This window comes from Bacillus silvicola, from assembly GCF_050524305.1.
Classification (GTDB): Bacteria; Bacillota; Bacilli; order Bacillales; family Bacillaceae_G; genus Bacillus_A; species Bacillus_A cereus_AT.
This window is the reverse complement of the sequence record NZ_JBNGVC010000017.1, coordinates 528,427-541,737: the sequence shown is the minus strand read 5'-3', so window position 1 is coordinate 541,737 and position 13,311 is coordinate 528,427. Positions and strand designations below refer to the sequence as shown.

The window sequence follows — 13,311 nt, the reverse complement described above, 5'->3', positions numbered from 1 at the left end:
GTTTTGTCATACCTGCAAGAAAATTCTCTAATACAAAATCGAATCAAAATAACTTTCGATTGTCGCATAGAAATATAAAAATAGATATGCATGTAAATAAAACACTAACGCCAAAAGAACTACAAGATACAAACATAACGACAATTATTATACCAGACGCTGTATATAATCAAATGATAGTGGATCCAGAGAATTACCGTGGTGAATCCACCATTAATGGTTTTATTGTGAAGGATTGGGAGAAAACGAAAAAAGTTGCTGGAAAAATCGTGACTACTCTTCAGAAAGATAATGAAGGTATACATGAGCCAGTATTATACAACGAGCAATATAAATTTTCTTCTTTAATATCTACATGGATAATGATGAAACAAGGTTTTGGACTTGCATCCATCATGAGTGTATTAATAGGCATTGTTTTCTTTACGTTTGCTGCAAGCTTTTTATATTTCCGATTATATACAGACTTAGAACGAAATCAGCAGCAATATAAAATGATAGCAAAGGTCGGTTTAAGCAAACCGGAATTAAAGAAAGTTGTGTCACGTCAACTTACATTGTTATTCTTTTTACCAATTTCAATAGCGATTACACATAGTTCGGTTGCTTTTATCACCTTACAAAAGTTAGCTAATTTTTCGGTCTTGGGTAGTTCCGTTATAGTATTGGTTTGTTTCTTAGTTTTGCAAATTATATACTTTTACTTTGTTCGTTCTCAATACTTGAAAAAAATGTATAAAACGATTTTTTAATTCGAAAATAATAAAAAGAAGGAGAATATAGGGTGAAAAAAAGACTTGGGTTATTAATAGTAGCTGGTATTTCGATTACCGTGTTAGGAGCATGTTCATTCTTTGGTGCAAAAAACTCCCCGGCAAATGGGCTTTCAATAGAGGTAGAGCAGTTAAATGAACAAACAAGAAATTCTATAATAGACCTATACAAAGATATAACCATATCACAAGAGCAATTCAAAATAAAAGAGGGGAGCATAGATAATAACAAACTCAATATAAAGCTCCCGACACAATTTTGGGATGCTAGGGCGGATACTCCTAGTAATTTACTATTTATAAGCAGAACAACTGCTGAAAAAATGAATAAAAAGGGGCTTATACGTGAAAGGGATAATAATAGTGGGCTCACATCTTCAGTCCCTATTGCCTCTTTACCAAAAAGAAAAAAAGATGAAATTATCTTATTTGCAAATAAAGAATATAAGGACTTAAAAGAAATAATATATGATGGGAAAAAAATGAGTACTCAATACGAAGGTGATGTATGGCTAGCGCCATATCGTGGTGGATCCAACGCAATCCTATTAATTGTAGATGATACATTATTTAAAGAAATAAATGGGAAAGAAAAAACTAGACAGATTCTATCTTTTAATAAATCTTTTGGGAATCATAATTTACTCAATCAAGGGAAAGCACCAGAATTAAGTAAGGAAATAGATAAAGTGAATACGGCTTTAGGTACTGAGGGTAAGGGAGCCGTTGAATTTGTAAATATTACAGAAAAGTAAAAATTACTTTTATATAGAATAAAAGTTTAGAACATATTAATCATCTTTGAAAAAATCATTTATTGATTTTTTCAAAGATGATTATTTTCGCACCAGAACCCTTTGCAATTCCTGGTATAGTTGCTCTTTCTAGCGCTCATTAAAAAAAGTAAAACCTACTGCACAAAAGGGTCCTTTAGTCATAAGCTTCACTAACTGTTGTGCAGTATATTTTGGTGAATATTTCATATCATTTTGAAGCCACCAAATTGCCATCCCAACAACACAGGAAGTGAAGAAACGTAATACCATATCCTTTGGAATATCTGAGTCATGTTCTCCAATTTTAAGCTCAATGTAATTTCGTTCAAGATTATCCATAATAGTCTGCTGCATTTGTAGGTTGAAATCATGAATGCCATGAGGCCCAAACATGGTTTTATAAAAGTCTGCATGTTTTACCATACACTCAAATATCGATTGTAAAACTTCCTCGAGTTTCGAAAAATCTATTTGATGTCCCTGCACATGGGCATATAGGACCATCTTACTTGTTAACTCTTCTAGTGCACTCTCGCTAAGCTTTGTTAACAGATCTTGTTTATCCCTGTAATGCGAGTAAAATGTTGCCCGATTGATGAGTGCCTCATCTGCGATATCTTGAATGGTAATAGCATCGTATCCCTTTTCCGCTATCAGTTTGATAAAAGCATCATATATAAATTTCTTTGTTCGAATAATCCGCAGATCCGCTTTTTTCAACATCTTATACCTCCCCGTTCGTTATTGTCATTATAGACAACAGATTTCATCCTTTTGTTTTTTATCTTACATTTAGGCCTTAAATGTAAATTGAATTTTATGGAAAAAACGATATAATTCCATTATAAACAACATGAATTTATTATCAACTACACATTGTTCGTTATCTATCTGTTTGTTTGTTAAACGAATGCTAGGAGGAATAATTTAAAAGACTTATAGTGAAGCAATTTTTCAAACAAAAGATGGTTCTATATAAGTTGAATTAAAAGATTACAATCGAATGCATAATCGATCGATCACTTTTTCAGGTGTGCGATTTAATTCCTGAATAAAAGCCTGTACATTTTTTTGAATTTCATAAATCGATGAATAAAAAACATTATGAATGATGTCTGATTTGAGCCATTTCCATACCCCTTCAATTAAATTTAAATCGGGACTGTAGGGAGGTAAAAACACTAATTCTAAGCGATGACAGTGTTTCCTTAAAAGTGGTTGGATGAGCTTCGCATGATGAATACGCGCATTATCTAGAATAAGAGCTATTTTCCCGTTGGGATACAGTTCAAGTACATGCTGAAGAAAACGAAGAAATGCTTCGGCATCATACCGCTCCTCTTCTACACAAACTAACTCACCGGTTTCATAATTAAGTGTACCAATAAGTTTAACACCTTGGTGTTTCCCATAAGTAGGAATACTGCGTTGTTTTCCTTTTAAAAACCATGTATGCTGCAGTGCTTGGTAATCGCGGATCATGGACTCATCTTGAAACAGAAGATGGTCAATCTCCTCGTTTAAAAGTTTTTTTTATAGGCGGGGAAGGTAACTTCCCTAAACTCTTGTTGTTTCACCGGGTCTGCTTTCGCTAATGTATACGTCGGTTTTGTGTAACTAAGCCCTAAATCATGTAAAAGTCGAGACACCCCGCGAAGTGTGTAACTTACGTTCCATTCTCTTTTAATGAAAGAAGCGATAATGGATAAAGTCCAATTATGTTTAGCTGGAAATCCAACATCAACGGGTAGATGAGATGCAATCACTTGAACTAACTCCTGTTCTTGTTCAGGGGCTAATTTACGTGGTGCTCCTGTTGATTGTCCCATGAGTAAGCCATGCAATCCTTTTTCTTTGTAAGCATTCACATAATTATAGATTGTTTTTTCAGAACGACCAATCATGTTCATTATTTCTTTTATAGAAAAGCCTTGTACATAGAAATAGATCGTTTGATAACGTTCATACATTCGTTTCGTTTTAGTCGTTTTCATTGCTACAAGTAGGCTTTCTTTTTCGTTTTGGTGTACATGTGTCATTTTGCTCCGCTCCATTTGTCAATATATGTTACTTATTATATTTCGACAAACAGTAGCTGTAACCTTTTAATTCAACTTATATAGGTGGCCTTTTAAGCATTATGGCTGCTATTATCATCGCTAGATTTGCTTTTATGAAATCTTAGATAATCCGCCAATTTTAGCTTGTAGAAGTGTAGTAAAGAAGGATACAGAAGCCGAGTTAAATCGCCGCTCAAGTTCCTCCAGACTTAATAAAATCCATGTTGAAGTTTTTAAGTGATATATATTAGAAATACGTTTAAGGAGGATGAGAATAATTAAAAAAAACATAATTTTTGCACCAGAAACTTTTAACTTGGCCGAAACTACCAGATCAATAGAAGTAGCAAAGAAATGTTCCGAATACTTTCATTGCATATTTATAGGCTACTCTAGAAAATATGCTTATCTTATTGAAAAAGCTAACTTTGAATTTATCCACCTTGAACCAGTTTTAAGTGAAGACGATATCACTCAACTTATGAAAGTCGATCAGATGAAGGGTATAAAACATCCCTTTACATACGAACATCTCAAAAAACGAATTGAGAATGAGAAAAGAATTATAAATACTTACTGTCCGGCGGTTGTCGTTATCGGAACTACATTGAGTATGTTTATTTCAGCGAGAGCTTGTCAAACACCACTTGTATATATTAAACCATTAGCATACACCAGAACTTTTGTATTAAAAGGACACCTAGAATTACCTTCCATAATTAATAAGACTTTCTTACCTAAAAAAATCACCATGAATCTCTATAAAAAGGTTGCTTTAGGTATTACTTATAAACCAAAGTCTTTTTCAAAATTGGCAAAAGAAGAAGGAGTAGAACTTCCAAAATACACCATAGATGCACTGGATGCTGATTATAATTTAATTACAACCATTCCTGAAATTAGTGGTGTGGACGATCTTCCTGCTAACTATAAATATATTGGCCCGGTTTATGCAAAACTGGATATGCCCATACCATCATTTCTATATAGTCTTCCCTCAAATCAACCTGTTATTTATTTTGCGATGGGAAGCTCTGGAAGTAAAGAAATTGTCATGAAATTCTTACATATTTTAAAGAAACTTCCGGTGACAGTTATATGTCCAATGAAGAAAATACTTGCGTCTAGTGGCAATATTTTTTCTAGTAGCAAGAATATTATTCTTTGTGACTTACTTCCCGCTCATAAATTGGGAAATATAATAGATTTATCTATTATTCATGGTGGAGAAGGTACAGTTCAAACGGCTTGTTTATCTGGTAAACCATTCCTTGGGCTTGGACTGCAAGCAGAACAAAAAGCCAATATAAATGAATGTGTTCTTTTTGGTAATGCATTGGAACTTAAACGAAAAGATATTACGACTCAGAAAATTGGTGAATTGATAGACTTCTCGCTAACAAATAAAGAGATGCATAATAAGGCAAAAGAAATGCAGGAACTTTTAGAAAATATTGATGGTCCAGTAAATGCTGCTAACTTCTTAATAAATCATTTCGCTATAACATAAAAGAATAATGGAGGTTTACCATGAATAAAGTATACGATAAAATCATTAGCCATTTGGCTGAAATAACAGGTTATGATCAAAGTGATATTGCTGTAACTGATTCGTTAGTTAATAATCTTGGCCTGGACTCAATGATGATTATGGATTTTCATAGATTAGTAGTACAAGACTTTCCTGAGATGAAAGAAGTCGACTTGGAAGAAGTTTTTCAACAAGAGGATACAACTGTAAATGATATTTTATGTTTAATATATAAAGAAATAGGGATGGAAATGAATCAAGAGACAGCTTCATTACTGGATGATTTCAATGAAGTTAAAGAGTTTCATAAATATCTTAAAAGCAGAGAATACATTCCTTATTTCAGAAAAAACCATGGAATAGCATCAAATAGAATTATTATAGATGGAGAAGAGAAGATAAATTATTCCACTTACAATTACCTTGGTATTAATGGTTCAAATATAATTAACCAGGCCGTCATTGAAGCGATAAATCGTTATGGAACGAGTGTTTCTGGTAGTAGGTTACTTAGCGGAGAAATTGAAATCCATCAAAAGCTTGAAAGAAAAATTGCTGAATTCTTAGATGTAGAAGATGCTCTAATTCAGGTGGGAGGACACAGTACTAACGTTAATACTATAGGGAATATTGTCAATCAAGAAGATTTAATTCTACATGATGCATTGGCTCATAATAGTATTATTCAAGGTGCAATTCTTTCTAATGCCAAGCGAAAACCGTTTAAACATAATGATATGGATCATCTAGAAGATGAGCTGAAAAAGCTAAGATCGAAATTCCGCAGGGTTTTAATCGTGGTAGAAGGTGTTTACAGCATGGATGGAGATATTTGTAAACTGCCAGAACTAATCAGAATAAAAGAAAAGTATAATGCTATTCTCATGGTGGATGAAGCGCATTCAATCGGTACTATTGGTAAGAATGGTAGAGGTGTTACAAGTTATTATGATGTTAACCCTAAATCAGTAGATATTCTAATGGGAACATTAAGTAAATCCCTTAATAGTTGTGGGGGATATATTGCTGGTAGCAAATCCTTTATTAAATATTTAAGATTTAATTCACCTGGATTTATTTTCAGTGTAGGAATGACACCAGCTAATGCAGCTGCGGCAGTAGCGTCGTTAACAATCTGTGAAAGTGAAGAAAGTTTATTTGTAAGATTAAAAGAAAACCATACTTATTTCTTAAATGAAATAAAGAAATTGGGAGTTGATACAGGTAAAAGCTATGACACTCCAGTAGTACCTTTAATCATTGGAAACTCTGATGAAGCTCTTAAATTCTCAGAAATATTATTTAAAAATGGAATAAATGCGATGCCAATAATTTATCCTGCAGTAAAAGAGAGTGAAGCTAGAATAAGATTTTTTATTTCAGCTGCTCATTCAAGAGAAGACCTGGATATGACTTTAAAAGTAATTAAAGAAAACATTCAAAGTTTATCTACGTACAATGAGTCCGTGTTAATACCTTTATAAATTACGTGGAAATTTATATAGATAGGGAGCTTTCTGCTTCCTATCACTTAATTTTAAAAGAAGAGGAGGTTTTTAAATGCAATACAGTTTGTTAATGAGCAAGTATCAATCATATTCTCCAAACAAACGTTATAAGTTACCAGAAAAGTCCATTCGTATAAACAGTTTAGTTCGATTATCTAAAATTGTAGGGATAAGAGATACTCCTTTATTCCAATTACTTTTGTTTTCAAAAGTTAAAAACTATATAAGATTTATTGTATTAAGGAAGATGCATGAAAATTTTGATAATGTTCAAGAAATGACAAAAGGAAATATGCATCATAATATATTTCATTCATTTATGGATTTAGGTATCCAGTTGGGGATGATTTCACAAAAAGAGGATGTATACACATTAAATCAAGAATACCTTTTGGCAGTAAAGGACAGAAATAGCTTAGTTGAATTTGAAGACACAAATTATAGTAAGATTGTAAGTAAAATACAAAGTGATTACAAGTTCATTGAGTGTGTAATTAATACAGAACATAATACAACATTAGGAAAAATAATGGGGAAATTAGAGTTTGTATATATTAAAGAGGTCCTTACTTATTTACAAGAGATTAATAAATTAAATTTTTTTAAACAAATATCTCCTAGCTTTTCAGAGGATTTTTACACAGATCTTGGAGAATTAGCGTTTAATATTTACACAAAAGAAAACTATGCAACTTTTATTTCTCAAAAACAATTTAAGTCAATTCTTGATATTGGATGTGGAAATGGTAACTATATTGATGTTCATTTGAACTCTGATGATAAACAAATTGTTGGTGTAGAAAGACAAAAGAAGGTGTTTGAAAAATTACAAACTAAATATAAAGATAAATCGAATGTTGTTATACATAACGAGGACATTATAGACCTTTCATTTGAATGTAAATTTGACATGATCAATATGAGCTACATGTTATTTTATCTTACTCAAGACGAAAAAGAAAAGCTCTTCCAGCGACTAAAAGAAATTTTGCATAGGGACGGTACTATTGTTATTTGTCAGTATTATCCTAATTTTGAGATTTATCAAGAGCTAATGGCAAAGCATAATAAGGATTGGAATCTTATATCTCGCTATAAATTTGATATCTGTAATAGTATTCTCCAAGCTGAAGTTGTATTAAATAATATGCTTATTGATTTTGCTCAAGCGGAACAGTGGAATCTTTTCCTTACTTTACTAGATTCATCTGGATTTGAAGTAAGTGAAATTGCACCAGCAGATGATACATATTATTCGTATTTTATTACAATTAAACATAAATATGGAGGTACAAATGATTAAAGCTACTAACGTTATCAAGGTTTTTAATGCAAATAAGCAAAATGAATTAAAAGTGTTAAGAGGAATTGATTTAGGTATAACTAAGGGTGAATTTTGTACAATTATTGGGAAATCTGGGTCGGGTAAAACTACACTTCTCAAATGCTTATCGGGACTAGAGAGTGTTACTTCAGGCGAAATTCAAGTAAACAAAAGAAATATAGGTAATCTCTCTAAAAAAGAAGTAAATGTTTTTAGAAAAAATGATATTGCTTTTATTTTTCAAGAATATAACTTAATTGATGATCTAACCTTGCATGAGAATATCTATTTAGAACATGGTGTTACTGAGGAAATTGAAAATCTTATCGATGATTGGGATATTCGTAAAGCAATTAATCTATTTCCTAATCAATGTTCCGGAGGTCAACAGCAAAAAGCTGCGATATTAAGAGCTTTAGTGAAAAGAGCTAAAATACTGTTTTGTGATGAACCTACAGGAGCACTTGATGGGAATTCATCTAAGGAGGTTCTAACAGTATTACAAAAACTGCAACAAAGTCATCAAACTACGATTGTTCTTATAACCCATAATGAACAAATAACGAAAATATCCAATCGTGTTATTACTATTCATGATGGGAAAAAGGTTAATGATATGGTAAATGGAGATATTGAATTAGCGGAGAATTTAGAATGGTAAATCAAAATATAAATAGAAAGTTCAGAAAACGCACAATAAGAAGATTAAACACTTATAAATTAAAGTTTCTAGTTATATTTCTTGTTGTTTTTGCTACAACTGGTATCTTTATAAGCTTTTTTGTTGGTACAAGTAGCGTTCTACAATCAGTTGAAAAATTCAACAGCGAATATAACGTAGAAGACGGTATATTTATAACTAATGACGATATTGATGAGAAATTTAAGGATATTTCTTTCGAACAAATTAAAAATGGGGAAGTGAGGGAAGGCGGCAGTACAGTTCGAATATTCCAGTCAAGAAAAAAAATTAATAAATATCAAGTGACCAGCGGTCGTGATATTCAAAATGATAAAGAGATTCTAATTGACAATAACTATTTAAAAGCAAATAAATTAGCGCTCAATGATGAATTGACCTTTAATGGAGAAAAATTAAAAATAGTTGGAACTGCAATATCACCTGATTATATTACAACCAAAAATAGTAATCTAGTGTTGCAAGCTAATTCTGAAGTTTTTGGTATAGCATTTGTAAATGAAGAAACGTTTCAAAGGCTATTTGGTAATGAGTTCTCTTCATATTATGCTTATACTAGCAATCTAGATGTTCAAGAGGTTTCGAAAATCGTTAAACCAACTTATATAAATGATTCTCAAAATAACACGAGGATACAACAAGTAATAGGTGATGCAAAAGCACCAAGGGATCTTGCGTTGCTTTTAACATGCTTACTATATCTGATAGTTGGAGTTCTTTTAAGTGTTTACCATTTTGAAGTATCCAAGAAAGAATCAAATAACCTAGCAACATTTAATAAGTTAGGCTTTAACAAATGGATGCTTTTTAAACATTATATAACTGAAACGAGCTTAACACTTTTAATTGCATGGTTAATCGGTGGTACAATCGGTATATTTTTGATTGAGACGATTATGCAAATGAATAGCCAAATATATAATTATCCAATTCTTAAAATTGATTATATGTTATTGACGGAATGTTTAGTTTTCTCGTTAGCTATTGTTTTAGTGATTAACTTTGTTTTAGTTTATCTGTTTTATATAAAATTTAAAAAGAAGAAAAATAAAGTTAAATCTATAAGAAAAAGAAGTAGAAAAATCATGAAATTCATTCCTTTTACTTACCGGTATCGGTTAAAGCGGATAAATAGAAATAAAAAGGAACTGGCTTTGTTTATAGTACTGATTTTCTTTGTAGGTTTACTGATTAATTTTTCGTTTTTATTGAAAGACTCTGTAACTAAGTATGTCGATGACTTAGCATCAGAGAATATCTTTGAAGAAATTTTGTTTTTAAATCCACCTAATCAACATGATATCAAGGGTGAAGAGTTTAAACTATATAACTTACATGATGAAGACGGTATTACACAAAGTGTTTATGTAATCGGTTCTGATTCTAAATATTATAATTATAATCTCAAACTTGCAGATGGAGATGTAATAATTACTCAAGCATTCTCTGATAAATATGGGAAAAAAGTAGGAGATAAGTTACTACTAAAAGATGTAACTAATCAAAAAGATTACTCATTTAAAATTAATAAAGTCAACAATGTTACTACAGTGAGTAATATATATTTAGTTTCCGATAACGGAGAAATGTTCAACCATGAAACATATTCAGTACCTGCAGTAGCTCTATCAAAACCATATGATAATTCTAACGATGGTGGGATAGAAGCTACATTAACTAGGAACGAGATAATAACTTCCGGGAAAAATATCTTAGATGTTATAAACAAACAGATCACACTTATTTTAGGTCTTGCTATAGTTCTACAAGTTGCATTACTTTACTCACTTCTTGAGTTCAGTTATCAAAATAGTATCAAATCAATTAAGACATTAAAATTAGAAGGTTATTCATTAAAAGAACTAATGAGAATGCATTTTGCCTTTAGTTTTCCTATTGCGGTCCTAACTATTATTGGATCATACCTTCTGTCAAGAATAGGTGTAAGAGTGTTTTTGGATCAAATTATGTTTGACTTTGTCAACTTTGTTAGAGTTACTGATAATCTAAACATTATATTTGCAAGTAATGGAATGATAATTGCCGTATTTACCTTCTTCTTAATAAGAATAAGGTCAAAAATGAAATGCATTTGAAATGACAATGGAGGTAGACGAGTTTATGAATAGAGTCGTGGTAACAGGAATAGGTATTGTTTCACCAAATGGTATTACCAGAGAAAGTTCCTGGGAAAGTATTGTTAACCTTGAAAGTGGTATTATTCCTTCCAAATATGAAAATACAAAATTTGTTGGGGAAGTAGATGACATTTTTAATGAACCACTTACAACAAAGGATAAGCGGTATATGGATCGTTGTACTCAAATGGCCGTAATTGCATCAAGAGAAGCCGTTAAAGATGCAGATTTAATAATTAATGATGAAAATAATGAAAATGTTTCTGTGTTTGTTGGAAGTTCTGTTGGGGGCATTCGTGCCCTCGCAGATGAGTTTGGAACTGCAGCTGTAAAAGGTGTAGATCAAATGACAATGCTTGTAATACCTAGAAATCTAATTAATATGATAACAGCAAATATTAGTATTGATTTAGGTATAAAAGGTGAATCTCTTGCTTATTCAATTGCCTGTGCTTCAGGAACAGTAGCGGTAGGAGAAGCATTTAAAAAAATTCAAAATGGTAGCAAAAAAATAATATTAGCAGGTGGAGCAGAAGCATGTGTTATTCCACAAGTTATAGAAGCTTTTAGAAAGTTAAGAACTTTGACGAACTCTAAATCCTTAGATAAAGCTAGTGTCCCTTTTTCAAAAGATAGATCTGGATTTGTGATGAGTGAAGGGGCGGCCTTTCTTATTCTTGAAGAGCTTAATCATGCAAAGGAGCGTGGGGTTCATATCTATTGTGAAATAGAAGGTTATGGAAGTTCATCAGATGCTACTTCATTATTGGCGCCTGACCTCAATGGTGTTACAAGATGTATGGAAAATGCATTAATTGATGCCAAATGTAGTCCTGATGAGGTAGAGTACATAAACGCTCATGGTACATCTACTAAACTTAACGACTTAACTGAATGAAAGGCTATAAAGGACGTATTTAATCACAATCCTTTAGTATCCTCGACTAAATCTTTACATGGACATGCTTTAGGGGCTGCTGGAGCAATTGAAACAGCATTATGTTGTATGATGATTAAAAAAGGAAAATTAATTCCCACTTTTAATGTATCAAGAGACAGTGTGGGAGAGGATATAGAAGTTAACCTTCTTCTAGAAGAGGTATCTAATTATAATGGTGGTAAGATCTTAAATAATTCATTTGCGTTTGGTGGGCATAATGCCTCAATTTTATTATCGAACTTTCAGGATTAATTATGGATATTTTCTTCTGTAAGATAAATAAAAACCCAAGTAATCTTATATCAAGAAGAATTCTCACTAAACGAGCTATACAGAGATTAAAAAAAACTACACATCCTAAAAAAAAGCTTCATATTATGTACAGCGATTTACTTATACAGTATGTGCTGTTCACAAAACAAAGAATGAAATATCCGTTGAGTATTACCTATAATATGCGAGGGAAACCTCTATTATCGAAAGGTTTCTTTAATATTTCAAATTGTAATGAATGGGTTATGTGTACTTACAGTGATAATGCTGCCGTAGGGGCTGATATTGAGGAATATAAGTGGTGCAATCATGAGTTAGCTCAATTCTTCTTTACTCAAGAAGAACTAAAACACTTATTAACTCGATCACAGAGAGAACAAATCAATTTTTTTACAGATGCATGGACTTTTAAAGAAAGTTATGTGAAATGTAAAGGAATTAGTTTATTTGATATTAAAAACAATATCAATTCACCTTTAGTAAGGAATTATTTTATTAAGGATGAAACAGAAATTGAAGGTGAATTATTTCATTATGTACGTGGGGTTATCGAAAATTATAGTTGGTGTTTGTTAAGTGGAAAGAACTTTACTAACTATAATATTAAGTTAGTGTGCTATTCGCAAATTATAGAAACTTTAACTTACATACACAGGGGGAATTATGCAGAGCATTTACATGACTAATCACTTTTACAAAATTTATCAACAAAGAGAAGAATTCGCTAATGAAATACAGTGTTTCAAACAAAAAGAATGGGAACGGCCTTATAAGGATAAGTGGTCTTTTGGAGAAACATATTATCATTTATACTTAATGGTCAGGCGATTTCGACAATTAAATAAGTTATATTTACCACTGTCTAGACCAATTGCTGCAGCAAGAAAAAAGTCACCTTACAAAACCCATAGTAAGGACATATATACTGAATATAAAGAGAAACACAACAAACCAATGAAAGCACCTTTTATTTTGCTACCACCTAAAGGAATAGAAGGTAAAATTTCATTTGAAAGGTTAATTAAAGGGCTAGATAATGAAACGAAGAATTTAGAAAAAATGCTTTCTAAAATCGAAGATGACATTGCTGGCCACATACGTTTCCCTGATCCAATCGCCCATAATCCAAACTTAATACAAAGTATTCATTTAATAGGTATACATGAAAAACAACATTTCTTTTTATGCAAAAAATATTATAACTTAAATTAATGTGTCTCTATTGGAGATATACTAATTTATTTGGGTCTGGTGGAAATATATGAAGAATAACACGGAGAATAGTAGA

The 13,311-nt window shown here is 31.7% G+C and carries 10 protein-coding genes and 2 pseudogenes; 10 read left to right on the top strand and 2 right to left on the bottom strand.

The genetic code is table 11. The annotated features are described in order from the left end of the window. Both ACP6L7_RS34105 and ACP6L7_RS34100 read left to right on the top strand, forming a co-directional pair. Nucleotides 1–752: pseudogene (locus ACP6L7_RS34105) on the top strand (ABC transporter permease); the annotation flags it as partial. Between the two features lie 32 nt (nt 753–784). Further along, the gene (locus tag ACP6L7_RS34100) at nt 785–1,528 is read left to right on the top strand and encodes a lipoprotein BA_5634 family protein (RefSeq protein ID WP_098361737.1); all 744 of its coding nucleotides are present in this window, start codon (nt 785–787) and stop codon (nt 1,526–1,528) included. A 129-nt stretch (nt 1,529–1,657) separates the two neighbouring features. Here the strand turns inward: ACP6L7_RS34100 and ACP6L7_RS34095 are convergent, their stop codons facing one another. Together ACP6L7_RS34095 and ACP6L7_RS34090 are read right to left on the bottom strand one after the other, a co-directional pair. Further along, nucleotides 1,658–2,272: a TetR/AcrR family transcriptional regulator gene (locus ACP6L7_RS34095; RefSeq protein ID WP_070129429.1), complete on the bottom strand. Its 615-nt coding sequence runs from the start codon at nt 2,270–2,272 to the stop codon at nt 1,658–1,660. A 270-nt stretch (nt 2,273–2,542) separates the two neighbouring features. Further along, nucleotides 2,543–3,588, bottom strand: a protein-coding gene (locus ACP6L7_RS34090; protein WP_430529742.1) for an IS630 family transposase whose coding sequence is annotated in 2 segments (ribosomal slippage) — nt 2,543–3,082 and nt 3,085–3,588 — 1,044 coding nt in all. Because the reading frame shifts where the segments join, the coding sequence is not laid out codon by codon here. Between the two features lie 289 nt (nt 3,589–3,877). Between ACP6L7_RS34090 and ACP6L7_RS34085 the strand changes: the two genes are divergently transcribed. The 8 genes and pseudogenes from ACP6L7_RS34085 (at nt 3,878) to ACP6L7_RS34050 (ending at nt 13,235) form a co-directional block, all read left to right on the top strand. Then, nucleotides 3,878–5,119, top strand: coding sequence for a glycosyltransferase (locus ACP6L7_RS34085; protein ID WP_097831870.1), 1,242 nt, complete (start codon nt 3,878–3,880; stop codon nt 5,117–5,119). A 20-nt stretch (nt 5,120–5,139) separates the two neighbouring features. Then, the gene (locus tag ACP6L7_RS34080) at nt 5,140–6,624 is read left to right on the top strand and encodes an aminotransferase class I/II-fold pyridoxal phosphate-dependent enzyme (protein WP_097831869.1); all 1,485 of its coding nucleotides are present in this window, start codon (nt 5,140–5,142) and stop codon (nt 6,622–6,624) included. 76 nt (nt 6,625–6,700) lie between these two features. Continuing rightward, complete coding sequence (locus ACP6L7_RS34075; RefSeq protein WP_097831868.1) at nt 6,701–7,951, top strand: class I SAM-dependent methyltransferase; 1,251 nt, start codon at nt 6,701–6,703, stop codon at nt 7,949–7,951. Then, nucleotides 7,944–8,633 carry an ABC transporter ATP-binding protein gene (locus tag ACP6L7_RS34070; RefSeq protein ID WP_097831867.1) on the top strand — a complete coding sequence of 230 codons (690 nt, stop codon included), beginning with the start codon at nt 7,944–7,946 and terminating at the stop codon, nt 8,631–8,633. The genes ACP6L7_RS34075 and ACP6L7_RS34070 overlap by 8 nt, the downstream gene beginning before the upstream one ends. After that, nucleotides 8,627–10,768, top strand: a complete 2,142-nt coding sequence (locus ACP6L7_RS34065; RefSeq protein ID WP_097831866.1) for an ABC transporter permease — start codon at nt 8,627–8,629, stop codon at nt 10,766–10,768. Before ACP6L7_RS34070 ends, ACP6L7_RS34065 begins: the two co-directional genes overlap by 7 nt. A gap of 1 nt (nt 10,769) precedes the next feature. Further along, nucleotides 10,770–12,002: pseudogene (locus ACP6L7_RS34060) on the top strand (beta-ketoacyl-[acyl-carrier-protein] synthase family protein). Nucleotides 12,003–12,004: 2 nt separating this feature from the next. Next, complete coding sequence (locus ACP6L7_RS34055) at nt 12,005–12,709, top strand: 4'-phosphopantetheinyl transferase family protein (RefSeq protein WP_097831864.1); 705 nt, start codon at nt 12,005–12,007, stop codon at nt 12,707–12,709. After that, nucleotides 12,687–13,235, top strand: coding sequence for a DinB family protein (locus ACP6L7_RS34050; protein ID WP_257127381.1), 549 nt, complete (start codon nt 12,687–12,689; stop codon nt 13,233–13,235). The genes ACP6L7_RS34055 and ACP6L7_RS34050 overlap by 23 nt, the downstream gene beginning before the upstream one ends. The last annotated feature ends 76 nt before the right edge of the window (nt 13,236–13,311 follow it).

Coding starts and splice junctions, on each gene's coding strand:
- ACP6L7_RS34095 (WP_070129429.1), bottom strand. CDS start 2,272: ATGTTGAAAAAAGCGGATCTGCGGATTATTCGAACAAAGAAATTTATA.
- ACP6L7_RS34085 (WP_097831870.1), top strand. CDS start 3,878: ATGAGAATAATTAAAAAAAACATAATTTTTGCACCAGAAACTTTTAAC.
- ACP6L7_RS34080 (WP_097831869.1), top strand. CDS start 5,140: ATGAATAAAGTATACGATAAAATCATTAGCCATTTGGCTGAAATAACA.
- ACP6L7_RS34075 (WP_097831868.1), top strand. CDS start 6,701: ATGCAATACAGTTTGTTAATGAGCAAGTATCAATCATATTCTCCAAAC.
- ACP6L7_RS34070 (WP_097831867.1), top strand. CDS start 7,944: ATGATTAAAGCTACTAACGTTATCAAGGTTTTTAATGCAAATAAGCAA.
- ACP6L7_RS34065 (WP_097831866.1), top strand. CDS start 8,627: ATGGTAAATCAAAATATAAATAGAAAGTTCAGAAAACGCACAATAAGA.
- ACP6L7_RS34055 (WP_097831864.1), top strand. CDS start 12,005: ATGGATATTTTCTTCTGTAAGATAAATAAAAACCCAAGTAATCTTATA.
- ACP6L7_RS34050 (WP_257127381.1), top strand. CDS start 12,687: ATGCAGAGCATTTACATGACTAATCACTTTTACAAAATTTATCAACAA.